General features: G+C 60.9%; 14 protein-coding genes. All 14 read right to left on the bottom strand.

The genetic code is table 11. The annotated features are described in order from the left end of the window. Entirely contained in the window at positions 1 to 2,520 is a 2,520-nt protein-coding gene (locus ONB52_04510; protein ID MDZ7415407.1) for a heparinase II/III family protein, read from the bottom strand. 19 nt (positions 2,521 to 2,539) lie between these two features. Next, on the bottom strand, positions 2,540 to 3,607 hold the full coding sequence (locus ONB52_04505; GenBank protein ID MDZ7415406.1) for an aminoglycoside phosphotransferase family protein: 1,068 nt from the start codon (positions 3,605 to 3,607) through the stop codon (positions 2,540 to 2,542). Then, the gene (locus ONB52_04500; protein ID MDZ7415405.1) at positions 3,600 to 5,015 is read right to left on the bottom strand and encodes a glycosyltransferase family 4 protein; all 1,416 of its coding nucleotides are present in this window, start codon (positions 5,013 to 5,015) and stop codon (positions 3,600 to 3,602) included. Before ONB52_04500 ends, ONB52_04505 begins: the two co-directional genes overlap by 8 nt. A gap of 75 nt (positions 5,016 to 5,090) precedes the next feature. Further along, positions 5,091 to 6,407, bottom strand: coding sequence for a UDP-glucose/GDP-mannose dehydrogenase family protein (locus tag ONB52_04495; GenBank protein ID MDZ7415404.1), 1,317 nt, complete (start codon positions 6,405 to 6,407; stop codon positions 5,091 to 5,093). Between the two features lie 200 nt (positions 6,408 to 6,607). Then, positions 6,608 to 7,651 carry a polysaccharide deacetylase family protein gene (locus ONB52_04490; protein MDZ7415403.1) on the bottom strand — a complete coding sequence of 348 codons (1,044 nt, stop codon included), beginning with the start codon at positions 7,649 to 7,651 and terminating at the stop codon, positions 6,608 to 6,610. A 16-nt stretch (positions 7,652 to 7,667) separates the two neighbouring features. Continuing rightward, positions 7,668 to 8,819, bottom strand: a complete 1,152-nt coding sequence (locus ONB52_04485) for a glycosyltransferase family 2 protein (protein ID MDZ7415402.1) — start codon at positions 8,817 to 8,819, stop codon at positions 7,668 to 7,670. A 54-nt stretch (positions 8,820 to 8,873) separates the two neighbouring features. Continuing rightward, positions 8,874 to 9,902 (bottom strand): FemAB family PEP-CTERM system-associated protein, encoded by a 1,029-nt coding sequence (locus ONB52_04480; protein ID MDZ7415401.1) that lies wholly within the window; start codon positions 9,900 to 9,902, stop codon positions 8,874 to 8,876. Beyond that, a complete protein-coding gene (locus ONB52_04475; protein ID MDZ7415400.1) occupies positions 9,899 to 10,810 on the bottom strand; it encodes a DUF3473 domain-containing protein in 912 nt (303 codons plus the stop codon). The genes ONB52_04480 and ONB52_04475 overlap by 4 nt, the downstream gene beginning before the upstream one ends. A 223-nt stretch (positions 10,811 to 11,033) precedes the next feature. Continuing rightward, a complete protein-coding gene (locus tag ONB52_04470) occupies positions 11,034 to 11,972 on the bottom strand; it encodes an SDR family oxidoreductase (protein MDZ7415399.1) in 939 nt (312 codons plus the stop codon). Between the two features lie 17 nt (positions 11,973 to 11,989). Then, positions 11,990 to 12,703, bottom strand: coding sequence for a CpsD/CapB family tyrosine-protein kinase (locus tag ONB52_04465; protein ID MDZ7415398.1), 714 nt, complete (start codon positions 12,701 to 12,703; stop codon positions 11,990 to 11,992). Positions 12,704 to 12,712: 9 nt separating this feature from the next. Next, on the bottom strand, positions 12,713 to 13,831 hold the full coding sequence (locus tag ONB52_04460) for a tetratricopeptide repeat protein (GenBank protein ID MDZ7415397.1): 1,119 nt from the start codon (positions 13,829 to 13,831) through the stop codon (positions 12,713 to 12,715). 76 nt (positions 13,832 to 13,907) lie between these two features. Beyond that, positions 13,908 to 15,521 carry an anti-sigma factor antagonist gene (locus ONB52_04455; protein ID MDZ7415396.1) on the bottom strand — a complete coding sequence of 538 codons (1,614 nt, stop codon included), beginning with the start codon at positions 15,519 to 15,521 and terminating at the stop codon, positions 13,908 to 13,910. A gap of 275 nt (positions 15,522 to 15,796) precedes the next feature. Continuing rightward, positions 15,797 to 17,305, bottom strand: a complete 1,509-nt coding sequence (locus tag ONB52_04450; GenBank protein MDZ7415395.1) for a hypothetical protein — start codon at positions 17,303 to 17,305, stop codon at positions 15,797 to 15,799. A gap of 15 nt (positions 17,306 to 17,320) precedes the next feature. Beyond that, positions 17,321 to 18,349 carry a polysaccharide biosynthesis/export family protein gene (locus ONB52_04445; protein MDZ7415394.1) on the bottom strand — a complete coding sequence of 343 codons (1,029 nt, stop codon included), beginning with the start codon at positions 18,347 to 18,349 and terminating at the stop codon, positions 17,321 to 17,323. Positions 18,350 to 18,368 lie beyond the last annotated feature (19 nt).

Here is an 18,368-nt window from a genome sequence, read left to right as displayed (position 1 = left end):
TCAACTTTCCACATCCGCACCGGCCGCCGGCGTCATCGCGTGTGGGGCGGCCGCCCCATCCGGAAATTCTTCCGGCCCGTCATGCGTGGCCGGCACTGTCAAACAGCGTTTCATGTCGGCAATTTTTTCCAGGGCAAAAATCGTCCTGTTGGCAATCGTCAAGTTTCGGCCGCGCACCATGGTCACCTCATGCCGGGCGGGCGATCGTCCACGGTGTTCAAAGATGATTTCGGCATCGGTGCTCACTTCTGCCACGCACTGCCGGCGGCCGGTGAAGTTGAAGATGATGCGATCCTCCCAGTCATCGGCGCGCACTTGCAGCACGAATGGCTCGCTGCTCGCCGTGCCGTGCCGGCCGCGGGCGGCAAAGTGCCGCGGTGGCAGCGCGGCAGCCACCGGCATCAGTAAAGTGGTGAATTGTGCCGGCATGGTCACCGAGGCACGGAGGCGCAACACCGGCGCAGGCAGCCGGCGGCCGTAGCCGGGCGCCATCCAGCCGGCCTCCGGTTTTTCGCCGCCGCACCAAAACTCCGCGGTCTGGGCGGGCGGGCAAATTTCACCGAGCAGCAGGTTTTTATCCTGCGGCCGGCGCGCCACGATCCACTCACCCGCCCGTTCGAGTTGGCTGAGCGGATCGAAATGAAACCAGCGGTCGACGAGATGTTCGCCTTCGCCTTCGAGGCTGTCCAGAATGAGCCAGTAGGCCTGCGGCCGGTAAAAGATGCCGCGGCGGTGGCGCAGCTTCAGTCCGAAACCCACGTATTCGGCTTCCACGAAAGTAAAATCGTCGCGGCTGATGAAACGGGTTTGCGTGACGGCCGGCACATGCGAATAGCCCAGCCGGCCCACGATATGGCAGGCGCTGCGACCATCGATGGTGATGGTGTTGTGGGCGCAGCCGCTGCGAAAATGATTCTGCCAGTTCAACTCGCCGTTGTAGCACCACATGCCGGAGTCGCGCAGCACCACTTCGCCATGGGCGCACAGGGTGAAGGCCAGGGCATCGGCGTGGCCATGCGCCGTGGAAACGGTTTCATCGGCATGCAAGCCGTGGCTTTGCGGTCCGCAGTCAAAAATCAGGTACTGCCCGGCGGGCCCCCAGCCGCTGCGCACGATCGCATAACCGCTGTCGGCAAACAGGCGCGTGGCGGCGGAGGGTGGAAAGCTCTTCAGACTCGCAAAGCGGGACGGGCTTTGCGGACCGAGCAGCCACAGACAGCATTCATCGCACTCACCCGCCTGCTGTTTGAAATCCCCGCGCTGAAACAGCAGCGCGCCGAGCGCCAGCAGATGGCGAAAATCCCATGGCGGCCGGCTGGCAAACAGAAAGGCGGTGGCATCATCATTGTCGCCGATCATGGGCTGGCGGCCGTCGGGCTGCTGGCTCCACATGCTGAACTCCAGCGCGCGCTCCAGGCGGTTGCGCATCTCCGGCGGAACGTTGAGGCCGTTGCGCTCCGCCAGCAGCAGGGCGAGCACATACAGGCTCAGGGTGAAATGATGGTAGGAAACCGCCTGTTCCACCGACATGCCATCGGCATGAAATTGTCTGGTCACTTCCTCGCAGAGAATCTTCCAGCCGGTGGCACGCCACTGCCGGCTCCGGGGCAATTCCGGAAACAGCGTTCCCAGATGGAACAGCGCGACGGCCTCCCCGACCAGGTGATTGTAGGGGCTGGTGAAGAAGGAAAGATGCCGGTTGAGGTAGTGCCCGTGCAGTTGCAGCATGCGCAGCAGCAGGGCATGGGTGCGTGGCTCCAGCACTTCTGCCTCCAGGCAGAAGAAGTAGCCGCTGATCCAGGAGAGAGCGCGCAACCCCACTTCCAGCGCACTGGTCCAATTCACGCCATGCAAATAGGGATTCTGACGCATCCAGCTCTGCATCTGGGAGAACAATTCGAGCGCGTATTTCGTCTCGCCGGTGAGCCAGAAGGCCTTGCCCAAAATGGTGAAATGTTGCTGGCGATTCAGCTCCCACACCTGCTTGACATCCCCGGGCAGTTGCCGGCGGCCGTCGCTTTGGCCGTAAAAACGCAGATCGGTGTAGAAATCGCGGGGCCAGGCCTGCAGGGAAACGGGATCGCGATGCCAGTCGATTTCATCACCGAAGTTTTGGCGCACGCCGAAAAACGTGAACTCGTGGGCGAGGTAGCGGTTGGCCGCGGCCAGGGTGGTGGGCAGCACGTGGGGCAGATGCTGATGCAGGGCGGCAAGCATGTGCAGGCGGTCCTGCGGGGCGAAGAAATATTTCGGTTGCAGGCCGTGATCGCCCTGCCCACGCACGCGCGCACGCATGTGTTCGAGCAAATACTCTTCGGCCACACGCCAGCGCCGGTTGCTGACGGCTTCCGCATAAGGGCCGCGATAATCCGATGGCAGTTCAAAAGCGGCGAGAAAGCGCGCGGGGGCGAGGAAATCGCGGCGGCGGTGGGAGAGCTTGCTGAGCTTCCTGGTGCCCGCCAGCTTGAGACGATACCCGAGCTCGTCGAGCGACATGCTTTTGAGTTTTTTGAGATTCATCACGCAGACTCGCAGCCACTCAGGGCTGGCACATTTGCGACAGCCATTGATTATAGCATCGAAAGACATGCCGATTGAAGAGGTAAACAGCGGGAGACAGGCGGTCCCGCAGGGTCATCACTTTTTTGCGCATGATGGCGCTGTAATTGTTGATGACGTGTTTGATCCAGAAGATGCGGAACAGGAGATCCTGCTCGACCGGCTGGTGTTCCCGGCCGGCGCCGTGATTGTAGCCGGCCAGAAAAGCCTGCTGCACCGCGGCAATGGCCGGCGCGGCGAAGATGGGCTTGTGCAAATACCCCTGCAGGCGGTGGTAAAAATAGGTGACGTCGTTGAAGAGCGAACCGGGCTTGAACATGGCGAAGTCCATCACCGTCACGCCGGCGGGTGCGGCGAGCACGTTGAAAGGCGCGTAGTCGCCGTGGCAGCCGCACTGGCCGAGCTGTGTGGCCGGCACGCGGGCCATCATGGTTTCCAAATAACGGCGCACCATGTCACGCTGTTTTTCGCCGAAGGGCGCTTCCCCCGCCACCAGGCGCTGCAGACGGAGGTCAACATAGTCCAGCAGTTCCGCGGGCTGGTAGGGTTGCGGTTCCACCGTGACGCGCTGAATGGCAGCGAGCGCTTCGCCGGCGAGGCGGCAGGCGGAGAGCACAGCCGTGAGCTTGTCACGCTTGTGCCAGCGCTTGCAGGCGGCTTCCAGCAGACTGGCGATCGGCCGGCCCTGCGCCTCTTCCGTCACAATGGCGAGCAGGTCGGGATAATAAGCCAGGGGCCGCACCACGCCATAGTTGGGACTGTCGTTCAGGCGGGCGTGCAGCCGTTGCGCAGCTTCGAACTCGGTCCGCAACCGGGCCTGAGGTTTGGCGGGATTGTCACGGTGCTTGGGCGCGAGCTTGTAGACCTTGGCGTACAGAATGCGCAGCGTCCGGCCGCCGGTATCTTCAACGCGCAGGCGGTAGACGGTGGAATAGGCGCGTTTGATCTCGCCGGCGCGCACAATCCGGCCGGCCGGCGCCTGCTGCCACAACGCCGGCGAGGCCGTGGTCGTCAACCGTCGCACCACTTCCGCGATCGCTTCAGCCATTGGACAAACACTGGAGGAATTCTTCATGCAACTGCCTGGTCAACTCGACGCCATTGTAGGCGGTGAAGGCGCCGTTGACCGAGGGCGGCTGGAGCGTGCCCCTGCGGAAATCCTGCACCAGGCGCAACAGGCAATTTTCGATTTCGGCAAGATTGTCGGGGTCCGCGATCAGGCCCAGGTTGTGGGTGCGCACCACGTCGGCGGTTGCGCCCGGCGGCGTGATCGCCAAAATTGTTTTGCGCATGCCGATGTACTCGAAAATCTTGCCGGGCACCGACATGCTGGTGCCGGGCTGCAAAATCAAGAGCACATCGCTTTCAAGCTGATACTGCAAGGCCTGCTGGTGCGACACCGGCGGCATCACTTGAATCACCTGGCGCAACGCCTCGCCGCATTCGAAACTACTGTACAGCTCGGGCGCCACCGTACCGATGAAACGCAGCTCCAGCTCCGCCGGGCTGACCCCGTGCCGGGAGATGAGATGCTCGCAGGCCGTAAAGAAATTTTGCGGATTGCGCTTGCGATACAGGGCGCCGGTGTGGGTGATCACCAGTTTTTTGTGCGGCCGGGGCGCCGTGCCGGTCTCGAATTGCACAAAATCCTGCGGGTCGAAGCCATTGGTGATGACGCGGAACTTGCGGCTGAGCGGCGGGCCGTAGTAATCGGCAAAATCCTTGCGAATCCATTCCGTGTTCAGAATGACGCGGTCAGCGGCTGTCACGAAGCGGCGCTCCAAATACGTGGCCGCCTTGCCGCGCAGCGAATCACCCAGGATTTCCGCCTTCCAGGGCGCACGCGCCCAGGGGTCGCGAAAGTCCGCCACCCAGGGCAGGCCGGTCAACTTCTTCAGCCAGAGCGCGATGAGATGATCGGTAAAGGGCGGCGCGGTGGAATAAATCAGATCGAATTTCTCGCGACGATGTAACCGCCAGCCTTCCGCCACGGCATAAGGCAGCCAGTTCACGTCTTTGTCGGGAATGGTGAGCAGATCGTAGACCAGGTCCTTGCCTTTTTGCAGCACGCCACGGCGTTTGCTGCCGGCGCCGGCTGAGGAGGTTGCCGCTGCCGGCTCCGGCCGGGGGGGAAGGGGCGCCCGCGGCGCGCGCACGGCCGCCGGCGATGTCTGCCGGCGACGGCGACGCAAAAGATTTTTCATGCGAAAGAGGCCGGTCGTGCCGTGGAACACCGGCGTGGTGACGATTTTGATCGTGGGCGGGATCTTCCTGACGAGATCGCGATCAATCGGCGATTGCGGCGGATAATGGCGTTCCGCCGGCGTGAGCACGGTGAGCTCCCAGCCCAGGTCCGGCAGATAACGCGCAAAGCGCACGCTGCGATGCACGCCGGCGCGTGCCAACGGCGGAAAGATATAGGCGATAAAGAGAACTTTTTTGCGTGGTCGTGACACGAGTCACCCCTCTGCTGTAAGTGCCGTGCATCAAGGTCGGGAGGTGAGCAAGTGCCGGCAGCGCGGCAGCGCGCCCTACCAGCACACGCCATGATAATTCGGCTGCGAGCTGCCATTGTCCGGCAACATGCGAACGAGATCGATGACAACCTGCTCCGGTTTGCGCTTCTCGAAAACCGCGGCATATTCACGGTTGCCGTTGCCAATGATGATGAGTTCCGCAAACGCGACGATTTCCTCCAGCGAGCGGCAGAGCAGGGAGGAGAGATGTGGAATCTCCTTTTCGATGTATTCCTTGTTGCCGCCCATCAGGCGCGCCATCGCCACGTCGCGGTCGAGAATGCGCAGTTCATACCCCTTGCCCAGCAGGGTTTCGGTCAGCCACACCAGCGGGCTTTCGCGCAGATCGTCGGTGCCGGCTTTGAAACTCAGACCGAGAATGCCGATCCTGCGCTTGCCCTGCGCCAGCACCATCTCGACCACGCGCTGCAAATGGCGTTCGTTGCTGGGCAACACCGCTTCCAGCAGCGGCAGGCTGAGATCCTGTGATTTAGCATGATACAGCAGCGCGCGCAAATCCTTGGGCAGACAGGAGCCGCCAAAGGCGAAACCCGGCCGCAAATAGGCCCGCGAGATGTTGAGCTTGGTGTCGAGCGCGAACAAATTCATCACCTCATGGCTGTCGATGCCCAGGCTTTTGCAATAGGCGCCCAGCTCGTTGGCAAAGGTGATCTTGACGGCATGATAAATGTTGCTGGCATATTTGACGGTTTCCGCGACTTCCAGGCTGCTGACATAAAACGGGGCCGCCACGCCGGCATACAGCTCGCGCACCTTCTCGACGCAGGCCTGGTCGCGCGTGCCCACCAGGGTGAACGGCGGCGATTCAAAATCCTTCACCGAGCTGCCTTCGCGCAAAAACTCGGGATTGAAGCACACGCTGAAGCCGCGGCCGTGCGACTTGCCGGATTCCCGCTCCATCAACGGGATGATCTGGCGGTTGACCGTGCCCGGCACCACCGTGCTGCGCACCACCACCAGATGATCCTCCTTTTTCGCACGCAGCGCCTGCGCAATGCTCCTGCTCACACTCAACACGCTGCTCAGGCTGAGCGAGCCGTTGCCGTTACTGGGCGTGCCCACGCAGATCAGACTCAACTCGGAGTTGGCGATCGCCGTGTCGATGTCGGTGGTGGCGCGCAAGCGGCCGGCCTGCACTTGCTGCTGCACCAGTTCGCCAATGGCCTCTTCGACAATCGGGCTTTTGCCATCGTTGAGCAAGGCCACCTTTTGCAGGTTGACATCCACCCCCGTCACCTGATGGCCCAAACGCGCAAAACAGGCGCTCGTTACCGTGCCGACGTAACCCAGTCCAAATATGCTGATTCTCATAACATCCTCTCAAACTTGACAAGCATCCTTGCCTTGTTACCCTGAACTGCCCGCGGCCGGGCGCAGAGACCTGGGATCAGACACCGGCGCCAGAGATGCCCGCGGAAAAAGGGTTCTGTGAAACAAACCTAGCTACTTACAAAAGTGTGATTTGCGGAAGAGAGCGTGTCACCGGCCGTTTCATTTGCGGCCGGGCCCGCCTATTCCGCGGCCGGACTTTCCCCGCCGTTTCTCGAAAACTTGCCCAGTTCGATTGTCGCCACCACTTCATGCAACGCCGGGATGGTGCGAATGCGCCGCAATTCCAGCAGATCGCTGTCGCCGTCCACGAAACCGTGCGCCGAGGTGACGGAGGAAACGAACCCACACTCGCCCACCATGCGTTTGACCTGGGCGTTGTAATAGCGATAAGGGCCGCTGTTGGGCACGGAAAAGTGGCGAATCGGCAGGTTGAGCACGGCTTCGAGCTTGTGCTTGCAACCGGCTATCTCGCGGCGGGCATCTTCCGGAGCGGCATTGGGCAAATTGAGATGCGACACGGTGTGCCCGCCGATGCTCATGCCCAGAGCGAGCATCTCGCGCACCTGCTCCCAGGTCAACATGATGCGGTCCGCCACTGCCGGCCAATCGGCGGTGGCAAGCTGGGCGCGAAGCTGCTGCCGCACGGTTTCGCGCACGCGGCGGTCATTGCTTTTGATGATCTTGATGACCGCGCGCTTGGCCTGCTCGCGCTCCCGGGGCGTGCGCAGTGCAAATTCCCGGGTGGTGCCCTCGAGCTCCAGCCGGAAAACCGGCTGTGCACTGCGCGCCAGCAGATAATTCACCTCCGCCAGCCACAGCGTCTCCCTGCGGTCGATGCAGTCCGTGGTCAAATAAAAAATGCCGGTGGCCCCGTACTTCTTGAGAATGCGCGCGGCAATGAGATTGTCGGCATAGCCGTCATCGAAAGTGAACACCACGGCATTTTTGGGCAGCGGCCGGCCATCCAGCACGGCCTCGACGACGTGATCGAGGGAAAGCACGCGGTATTTGCGCGCAAAGTAGCGCACATGGCGCTCAAAGGCGCGCACCGGCAGGCTGATGCTCGGGCTGGTGTAGAGATTGTCGGCGGGGTCAACCACGGCATGATAGCGCAGCAGCGCCGCCCGGCGATTGGGGAAAAGCAGGCGCAGCAGCGCAAAAAATCCGCCATAAAACAACACCGCCTTGATCAGGCTGGTCAACCGCATTTTGAGATGTCGCATTGGCATGGCTTTCCCGTCAGGTCGCGGGGTCCCGCACCGTTTGCCACATGGTAAACGACTGCCCGCGATAGTAGGTCAGAATGCCCAACAGCGAGGCATAATTGACCAGGCAGAAGTAATACGGCACATAGACGGCACGCGGCAATGCCCGCCGGTGCGCCTGCCGCCAGCCCAGCAGCGCGAGCAGGTAAAACAGTGCCTGGCCGATCCCGGTCAGCAAATAAAACGGCGAGCGGGTGAGCAAAAAGGCATTGCTGAGCAACGCGCCGGCCATGAACACGGGCACCAACCAGCGCAGCAGCTTGTGGGAAACGACCTGCAGCGCAAAGAAGCCGTAGCGCAGCGGATTCAGGACCACCGCCACCCGCCACAGGCCGCGCCAGGCGCGATTGACGATGCGCACCTTGCGTTGAAACTCCTTGGCAAAGGTGTCACCGGCATCTTCATACGAAACGGCCTCCGGCTCATACACGTTGCGATAGCCCTGTGCCGTGATCTGCAGCGGGTTGACGAAGTCGCTGAGATCCGAAGGCTGCATGGGTTTGAACAGACTTTTGCGGATGGCGTAAATGGCGCCGTCACCGCCCACCAGCGAACCGGCCGCACTTTCCATTTTTTTCAGCGCCAGCTCATAACGCCAGTACAGGTTCTCGCTCTCACTCGACTGGCTGGCGCCGCTCACGTGGTAGCGCGATTCACCGGTGACGCAGCCGACGCGGGCATCGGCAAAATTGCGCACCATCCGCCGCACCGTGGCGGGATCATACATGGCATTGGCATCGGAGAAAATCACGATCTCACCGCGGGCCGTCGGCAGGGCGGCATTCAACCCGGCGGTTTTGCCGCCGCGCGCGGGCATGCGCAGCAGCCGCACGCCCCGGCCGGCGTACGTCCGCACGATGTCATCGGTGCCGTCATCCGAACAGTCGGAGATCACGATGATCTCGAGCTTGTCGGGCGGATAATCCAGGGCCAGGCTGTTCTCGAGCTTGCGCCGGATGACAGCGGCCTCATTGTAGGCACTGATGAGCAGGGTGACGGGCGGTTCGATCTCGCAGCGCGCCACCGGCGCGGCCGGCAACAGCCGGCTCTTCACCCACAGCAGCAACGGGTAGCCGGCATAGACCCACAGGATGAGACTGACACACAACCAAAAGATGAAAACCATTGGGCACACAGGATGAATAAAACAGGAATCGCGCGAGGCCCACGCCCGTGATCATCAGGGAATGTTTTTGACGATGGCCGGCCCGACCAGGCGCGTGACCGCCAGTGGCAACCGCTGCCAGATCTGGATTGCCATGCGATATTTGGCGTTGTGGGGGCTGAGGTCGGGGAGGGTCGTGGCGCCGTTGGCGAGCCAATATTGCCAGTGCAGTGGCACCGGCCGGGCGCCCCATTGCTCTTTGAATTTGTAGGTGCCCTCATTGGGCGTCGAGCGCCCGAAGTCGAAATACTTGTAGCCCTGTTTGATGGCAAACTCCAGCACGGCCCAATACAACAACATGTTCGGTGCCAGGGGGTTGAATTGGCGCAGACTCGAGGCCCACGGAATCTCCAGGGTTTGGCGAAAGCCGAAGACAAAACCCGCGGCCAGCGGCTGTTCCCCGCGATAGACCGTGCAAATGTGGGCGCGCTCCGGAAACGCCGCCAGAATGTTGGCAAAGAACTTGCGCGAATAAACCGGCGTGCCCAAATCGCGCATGTTGTGGGAAAAAACGCGATAGAAACTGTCCAGCTCCTGCTCGCGGCCGCAGCGATAGGTCAGGCCCTCCTTTTGCGGTTTGCGAATCTGGCTGCGCAATTTGGCCTTGAAGCTTTGCATCAGCGCCTCGGGGTCGGCGGGCAGCTCGAGCAGCATCGCGACTTTGTGCTGCTTGGTCGGCAGGCCCGGCAGCAGCACGCGTTCGTGGCGCAACTCCACATGTGCCACGCCCAGCTCGCGAGCCAGCGCAACGGCACGCTCATAGAGCGCCTGCCGCGCCGCTTCGTCCGCCGCAACGAGGCCGCCATAGTTGAGATAGGGCACGGAGACCAAAAACGATCCGAAGAGTCTGCTGCGCAGATGGGTCAGGGGCAGGATGCCGCGCCAGCGATCGCCCTCACGCGCGGCGAGATAATAGCAGCGATGCGAGAAGGATTTCTCGATGACCTGCTTCCAGCCGCTCAGATGTGGCCCGCGGCTGTCCGGGTTTTCGTGAACGAAGCGGTCCCACCCGGCAAACTGATGCTCAACGACTTCGACCTTCATGCGACCGGCACACTCCCCCGATGCCTGCCATTCACGCCCGGCGCCGGCGGCGTGGTGCGCGGCCAGTCCGTTTGAATTTGGGTTGTCGAGAGAACCTCGCTCACGGTTCCAAAGGAAAATTCCTCGAGCAGACGCCGCAGCCGGTGTTCCATCAGTGCCAGGTTGCCGTAGTGGCGCATGGTTTTGAACCAGCCGGCTTCCACGCGCGGCAGATCGGCGTCCACCTCCCAGGGATGCAAATAGATGATGGCCGGACGGCCCTCGGCGTTGATCCGCCGCACACTCTTTTGAATGAACCAATAGGGATAAAGCCGCAGATAGCCGCCCCCGGCCATCGGCACATTCTTTTTCATCAACACCACCGTGGAAAGCGGAAATTCGATCAGGCGCGTTTGATTGACGAAGCGAATCTCGAAGGGAAAGCGCGGCGCATCGGGGATGCCGTAGAGATCGTGTTTCACCGGAAAAATGCTGGAATCATAAATCAGCCCGAGATCGGCCAGCGTTTGCCAGGCCCACATCGAAGCGCGCGTGATCGAGTAGCTCGGGGCCCGATAGCCCAGCACCCGCTCGCCGGTGATGTTCTCCAGAATAAGCAGGGACTTCTCGACGTCCGCGGCGAATTCCTTGTGCGTTTGCTCGTAGATGATTTGATGGCCGTAGCCGTGGCTCGCCACTTCGTGGCCCTGCTCTTTGATCGCCACCACGATTTCCGGGTAGCGCTCCGCGACCCAGCCCAGCACGAAAAATGTGGCCTTGACGTTTTTTTCGGCAAAGATATTGAGGACGCGGCAGGTGTTCTGCACCACGGTGCTTGCAAGCTGATCCCACTCGTCCCGCCGAATCTTCTTGCGGAACAGGGAGACATGAAACCAGTCTTCGACGTCGACGGTGAGTGCGTTTTTGATGCCCATAAAGCCCATGCCGTCCGGTCAGTGCCGGTGCCGGCATTCCAAAAATCCTGCTGATTCATCAGCCGTACCTGGCATCACATCTTGCAATCAAGCCGTCCCTGTTGCTGCAAGTCCCGTTGGCCCGGCCGCACCGCTCTGCCACGGAAAAAATGCCCACTGATTTACCACCAGTGACGCGCAATTGCGTTTGCGCCCTCGGGAAAATTGCCCCGCGGCCTCAGCGCGGCTGGCGGAGATACCACGCCACCGTGCGTTCGAGGCCCTCCGCAAACTTGACCGTGGGCGTGAAAGAAAGCAGGCGCTGCGCCCGGTCGATGGCCGCCATCGAGTGTTTGACGTCGCCGGGGCGGGGGCTTTCGTAGCGGGCCGTGATGTTGGTGCCCATGATGCGGTTGAGCTCCTGCAGCAGGGTGTTGAGGCTGTAGCGCTCCCCGCAGGCCACGTTCATGAAATGGCCGGGCGCCTCGGGCGCGGTGCACGCCAGCAGATTGGCCTGCACCACATTGTCGATGTAGGTGAAGTCCCGCGATTGCTCGCCATCACCGAAGATGACGGGCGGCACGCCGTTCTTCAGCGCGGCGATGAAGCGCGGGATCACGGCCGCATACTGCGAGTCGGGGTCCTGCTTCGGCCCGAACACGTTGAAATAGCGCAGCGCCACGGTGGGCAGGCGGTAAACATGCCAAAAGGAAAGGGCATAGCGCTCGCCGGCGAGTTTGGAGGTGGCATAAGGTGAAAGCGGATTGGGCGCCATGCCCTCCTCCTTGGGGAGGGTGGGCGTGTCGCCATACACCGAAGAGGAGGAGGCGAACACGAAACGTTTGACGCGCGCCTGCCGGGCCGCCCACAACAGATTGAGGGTGCCATTGACGTTGACGTCGTTGGAGGTGAGCGGGTCTTGAATGGAGCGTGGCACCGAGCCGAGCGCGGCCTGATGCAGCACGTAATCGACACCCGCCAACGCCTGCTCCACCACCGCGCGATCGCGAATGTCGCCCTCGATCAACTCGAGGCGGCCGGCAAACTCGGCGAGATTCGCGCGTTTGCCGGTGGCAAAGTTGTCGAGTACACGCACGTGCTCCCCGCGTTCCAGCAGCGCGCGCACGAGATTGGAACCGATAAAACCGCCACCGCCAGTCACCAGATAAAACGCCATGACAAGCTCCTCAATCCTTATTTCACCTTTTCCTCGAGATGGTAGTAGGAATAGCCGTAATACTTGTGGTCGTAGTAGTAGGGCAGCACGCCCTTTTGGTTGTTGATGATGACGCCGAGAATGTTCAGACCGGCATTGCGCATCAAATCCACCGCGCGGCGCACCACTTCCTTGTGGGTTTCCCCGGCCTTGATCACCACCAGCGCACCGTCCATTTCCGGGCTCAGAATGAGGGCATCGGTCACCGGGATCACGGGCGGGGAATCGACGATCACGGTGTCAAAATAGAATTTGATCTCGGAAAACAAATCGTGCATGCGCGGGGAATTGATCAGCTCGGTCGGACTGGTCACCACCCCGCCGGCGGTGAGCAGCCGCAAATTTTCGATCGGTGTTTGCTTGAAGCAGGTGTCGAGCTTGCGCGCGCCGGTCAGCACATCGGCCACCCCTTCCTCCTTGGGGATGCCAAAGAGCTGGTGCACGCGCGGCCGGCGCAGATCACAATCCACCAAAATGGTTTTGGTGTTGCGGTAGCGCGCGATGGTGCACGCCAGCAGCGCCGCGGTGGTGCTTTTGCCCTCGTTCATCCGGGCGCTGGTGACGAGAAAGTTTTTCATCTCCGCGTCGGCGTAGAGATTTTTGAGCTTCGAGTACAACCGCCGGAATTCGTTGGCCTCCGGCGACTCGTCGTTGAAAAAGGAGATGATCGACTGTGTGGAAGATCTGGGCATAAAGGGCGTCTACCTCAAGATGGCATCGAACAGCAACTGCATGCCCTTGTGGTCATACTCGGCCAGGCGCTTGTTGCGCCGGGCGCGCTCATACTCCGGGTTGAGGGCCATGGCTTTGTCGAATTGCTGTATGGCTTTGTGATTCACGTATTTGCTCATGATCACATAAGCGACGCCGAGGTGATTGTAAAGGTCGGCGTAATTGGGGTATTTCTCGATCAATTCCTGCAACTGGCGGATGTGCCGCCAGATCAGACTGCTGCTCAGCTTCTTGCTGCCATAAATGACGCGCAGGTAAAAGTCGAGGATGAAGGAAATGTCCGCGGGCTTGCTCACCAGACCTGCCGCGCGCGTGAAGGCCTGATAAGCCTCCTCATACTTCCTCTCACGCATCAGGGTTTGGCCCTGCTCCGTGAACTCATTGTGGTAGGAGGGGTTGATCTTGGCCGCCTTCTCGATATTGTCCGCCACTTTCTGATGACAGTTGACCGAGAGGGAAAAATCCTCCTTGGTAAAGGCATTGAGCACGTAGGCCAGCGCCAGGTTGAAATAGGCCTCGGCATAATAGGGGTTGCTGTCGAGCGCGCGCAGAAACTGCTCCACCGCCTTCTTGCAGTACTCCTTTTTGAGATACGCCACTCCCAGGTTGTTGTGATAATCGGCATAGCCGGCCGACATCGAAATGGCCTGCTCCAAAACCGTGATCGCATCATCGTAGCGTTTCACCGCCATGTAGGCGCTGCCGAGATTGTTGTAGATGCCGGAGAGGCGCGGGTTGAGCACGATCGCCTCCTCCAGCTCGAGGATGGCCTCCTCATACATGCCCCGCCGCAGGAAGGCCTGGCCCAGCAGATTCTTGGTCTCCGCCTGATTGCTCTCCCGCAGCTTCTCGGCAAGCTGGATGAGCATCAGGATCTCCTCCTTCTTCTCGTCGTGAAATTCCCGGGTTTTGGCGCGCAGCATTTCGCGCGACCACTGGGGGTCAAAATCACGCGTGCGCATCTCCAGCAGCGTGCCATTGCGGAAGAACGAGGAGGTGATCTGTTTCTGCGGATCGTTGGTGGTCGTCTTCAGAAAGTACTCCCCCTGGGGGGAGCTGATCACGTCATTGAAGAGAAAATCGGCCATACGTTTGCTCGTCGAGGTGGTATGAAATTTCCGAATCCACAAGCACGCGGTGACGGTTTGGGCGAGGGCCGGCTTCTTACACCACGGCGGCCCGGCCGGCGAATTGCAGGCGCTGTTCACGGGTGTTCAAGCCCGCCTGCCGCAGCCACCGGTAAACCGTCGAACGGCTGACCAAGATCGCAGGTTCAGTGCGCACTTCCAAATACTTCTGTATCATCGTCGGGCCATAATGCGGATGCTGGCTTACAATTTGGCGAATGATCGCTTGCCGGTCGCCCTCGAATCTTGTCTTGGTCACGGCGTGTGATTGCCGAATTGGCTGCGGGCCGTTGCCCGTCCGGTACCTTTGCTCCGCTGCAGCCGCCGCCGGCACACTTTCTCTGTTGCTGACGGTTCTCGTTGTTGGCGGTGCTGCGGCAAACGGCTGCGGCCAGCGTTCGGCAGGCTTGGTCTCCACGGCCGGTTGCGGCGGCGCCGGCAACACCGTTGCCGAAAGGCTGCCGGCATCGGTGTGGACTTCACTGCTGCGCCCGGCTGGCACAAAGTTGCCGGCATGCTTTTGTGCTGTGTCCCACACATTCGCAGGCGTCACTGGCTCATCTTGCGACTGCGGCCGTGCGACCGGTGTGGAATCGTTGGTAAAACCCCTGCCGCCCTCCCAGCTCACCTCCTCCATCTCATATTCCTCCGGAAGCCGGTCGATTTCATCGAGAATCCAGGGATCATTGATGTCCTGCAGAACATACTCCTCGAAAAAGGCTTCCGTGGACGCAGGCTCTGGTGCCGGTGTTGCAGGCGGCACCCCGGATTCCTGCCACGACGGCTCCGTCTCTGGCAGGAGTGTGGAAGAGGCGCCAGAGGCAGCTTCCTCGCCGGCAACATGGTTCGCCTCCGCCTCATCCTGTGAAAGTTGCTCCTGTGCAATGTCGAGATGCCAACCATCAGCGCTGCTGCCACCGGTTTCGTCTGCAGATGAACGGGTGACCGCCTCCCCCTCTTCTGCCGCCGGCAAATCTTCAGCATAATCCACGAACGCATTGGCATTGCCGCTGAGCATGTCCTGAAGAGAAGGCGCATAGGCACTGCCATAGCCAGGATCCACTTCCGCGTCGCGGCCGTCGGACTCTTCCATCTCGGGAAACTCCGCATTGTCGGACGAAAGCGCGGGTGCGTCGGTCACCTGCTCTTCGCCCTCCAGGGGTGCCTCGGCAGCCGGAGACTTGAATTCATGCCCGAGCAGCCAATCCGGCACGGCGGCCTCCCTGTTTGGCGGTTCCGGCGAACTGGCAGTGGCGACTGCCGGTGCCTGCGGGCCGGCCGGGCCATGGTCTGAATGCCCGAAGGACAAAATGGCATCATCGACGGTATCATAGGCATTAATGAAACTGTCGAGCTCCAACAGCAAAAAGACATCCAGCACATCCGGGTTCATGCCGGCCAGACGAATATCGCCGCCGTTGTCGCGGACGCGACGCAGCTCGGCGGTGAAAGCGCCCCAGCCGGCCGAGGAGATGAACTCGACGTTGGTGAGGTCCACCACAATGCGATAATTGTCGTGCGCCAGAAGATAGGCCAGGACTTTTTCAAACTCATCGAGGCTGGAAGCATCGAAAACTTTCATCAGACGAACGATGTGAATGCCCTCGTCCGTCACTTCCACCGCTTCGATCAATCGCCGCTTTGCTGACAAGCTGCTACCCTTTCACAAAGAAGTTTCTCAAATACACCGGCGGCCACCGGGCCAGCCCGGGGCAGAGTGCCGGGATCATCTTGCCATGCCGTGGCAGCAGTCGCTTGCTCCGCCCTGCCGCTGCTGGTTTGTTACCGCGATATGCACAAGTGGCCGCGCGCCAGGTCAGTTGGACAAATCCGGCGAAACAGGCGGCACGCGAGCCGAACTTTCACACGATCCCTGCTTGTGGAAAGACAATGGCTGTGGATGGATTTTTCACAAGTAACAGCACATTAGAACGGTCGTTTGGCCCTGGCTGGTTCTGCCATTTCGATGCGCGGAATCACGCCCAAAACCGGCACGCCCAATTGTGTTTCGACGTCCTCCACGGATTTGAAGGAGTGATCAAAAAACTCCAGGAGGTAGACGGCACCAATGCCGAAACCCAGGCCGCCGAACAGCGCGATCAGCAGAATCTGCACCTCGTCCTGCGGCACCGGCATCAGCGGCCGGTTGGCGGGGTTAATGATGTGAAAGCGCTCTTCGGCGCTGGTTTTCTGCAAATCCTGTCCCAGCTCGGAGCGCTGCGCCTGGCTGCGAAAGGCGTAAAGCACGGCACCCAGGTCATTGACTTGCTTTTGCGCCTCGGCGAGCTGCATCTCCTGCACCGGCCGTTTGGCAATGCTGAAGCGATAGGTCTCCAGCAGGTTTTCCAGCGTCTTTTTCTCATGACGCAACAGGTCGAGATCCAGGCGTGCGATCTGATGCTGGGCCGCCAGCTCCAGCTCGTTGGCCGCAAGGCCGGGGCCGAGTTGTTTCAGCACGTCTTCGCGAAATTGCTCGCGCAGGGCGGCAATCTCCTGGTTGACATTGATCACATTGGCATCGCGCCAGTCGAACTGAATCATCACCGTCACCAGGGCCTCCGCCTTCTGCAACAGGCGCCGGCGCAGCTCGAGCATGCGGGGGGTATCGGTGACGGAGAAGTTGCCGGTCACCCCGCTGAGTCTGGCCTCCAGGCCGGCCAGCAGGTCCTGCTGGCGGTTGAGATCAACCTGCAGCGAATTGAGCGTGGCATTGGCCTGCGCTTCATTGTTCATGTTGACCGCGAGCTTGCGGGTTTGCTCGAAGGTGGTTTGCTCCTTGAGGCGGCGCAAACGTTCCAGCGCCTCCTCATATTGCTGCTGATAACGCTGCTCCTGTTCCTTGCTGAACCCGATGGCAATGGCGGCACTCTTGGACTCGCGTTCGAGATTCTGTTCAATGAAAACGTCGGCGAGTGTCTTCACGATCAAATAAGCCTTGTCGGGATCGGTATGCTCGAAGGCGATGCGCATTGAACTGCCGCGCTTGGCGAAGGTCACGCCGCCGTCGAGAAAGCGCCGCGCCAGCCATTCGATCTGCAGGCGGCGCACGATGGCATCGAGGCTTTCATCCGGGTGTTCGAGCTGCACCCTCCTGGCCTCCTCCAGCATGCCCTGGCTCGGCTTGAGTTTGATGCGGTCGACCACCTCCCCCAGCACATCGACGGACAACAGTTGCGCCAGCAGGTCTTCCGCCAAATTGCGCATCTGGATCGGTTTCTTCACCCCGCTGCCGTCGACGAACTCATTCATGCGCGCCGAGAGCGCCGCCGCATTGCCGATCTGAATCACCGTCTCCGAGCGGTACAGGCTGGGGAGAGTGGAAATGCGGTAGTAGGCGCCCAGCAAAGCCACCAGGGGAGGGATGATGAGAAACCATTTGCGTCGCCGCGCAAGCTGCCAGAGGCTGCGAGGATCGATTTTTCCGCCGGTTGTCATGTGTGCGCGATCGTGTCAGTTTTGTCCGAGCAACGTGTTCAACAACAGATAAGAGGTCAAAATCGAGACGGTGCCGGTGAGCACCTGCACCAGCGTGTTGGCCAGGATGAAGCTGCCGTAGTTGGCGCGTCCGGGAATGTAAATGGTGTCGCCCGGCCGCAAGGGCAACGGCAACGGCGCCGCCTGCTTGGTGTAGTCTTTGATGTTGATGACATAAACCACCGGGGTCTCCGCCCCCAGGCTGATCAACCGCACCCGCCGCAAATCCGGCTCGATCGGCGCGCGATTGTTGCTGCTGGTTTGCATCATCGCCGGCCCGCCGGCGCGCACGATCGCCTGCAAAACATCCAAATCCTTTTCAAAGGGATAAACGCCTGGCCGCGCCACCATCCCGAAAACATAGATGGCGTTGCGCGGATTGCCGGCAATCGCCGTGGGTGACATGCCGCCCTCCGCCCCGCCGCCCGCCGTGGGCGGTGTGATGCTGGGGACATTGAGATAATCTCCGGGCTGCAAGCGGGGCAGGTCCTTCACATTGCCGGATTCAAAGGCCGAGGTCACATCAACGGTTTCGATGCGGCTGGCAGTCTCTCCGCCGCGAAAGATTTGCACCTGGGACAACTGGGCGTTGGCGGCCGGCCCGCCGGCCTCGAGAATCGCCTTCCACACATTGGGCAGCTCCTGAAAAGTATACCTGCCCGGTCGCGCCACCGCACCGCTGATGTAGATCGCACGGCTGCCGTATTCGATCACCGTCACGGTGGCTTGCGTGATTTTTTTGTTATAAACCGAGATCTTCTCAACGATGCTGCTGCTCAATTGTGCGATGGTTTTGCCACCGGCCGGCACCCGGCCGATAAGCGGCAGATCGATCTTGCCCTCGGCATCAATACGCGCCTGGGTGTTGAGCGAGGGCTCCTGCCAAAAGGCCACCTGAATGACATCACCCTTCTCCAAAACGTAATCCTGCGCCCGGGCGGCGCCGGTGAAGCCTGCCAGACTCAGCAGCACCAGCAACCCGAGAGGCCGCCGAATGAGATTCATGCTTTTTTCGCTCCTTCGA

The organism is candidate division KSB1 bacterium, from assembly GCA_034506255.1.
GTDB classification, from domain to species: domain Bacteria; phylum Zhuqueibacterota; class Zhuqueibacteria; order Zhuqueibacterales; family Zhuqueibacteraceae; genus Coneutiohabitans; species Coneutiohabitans thermophilus.
Note: the sequence above shows the minus strand (reverse complement) of the source record. Positions and strands in the feature narration are given on the sequence as shown.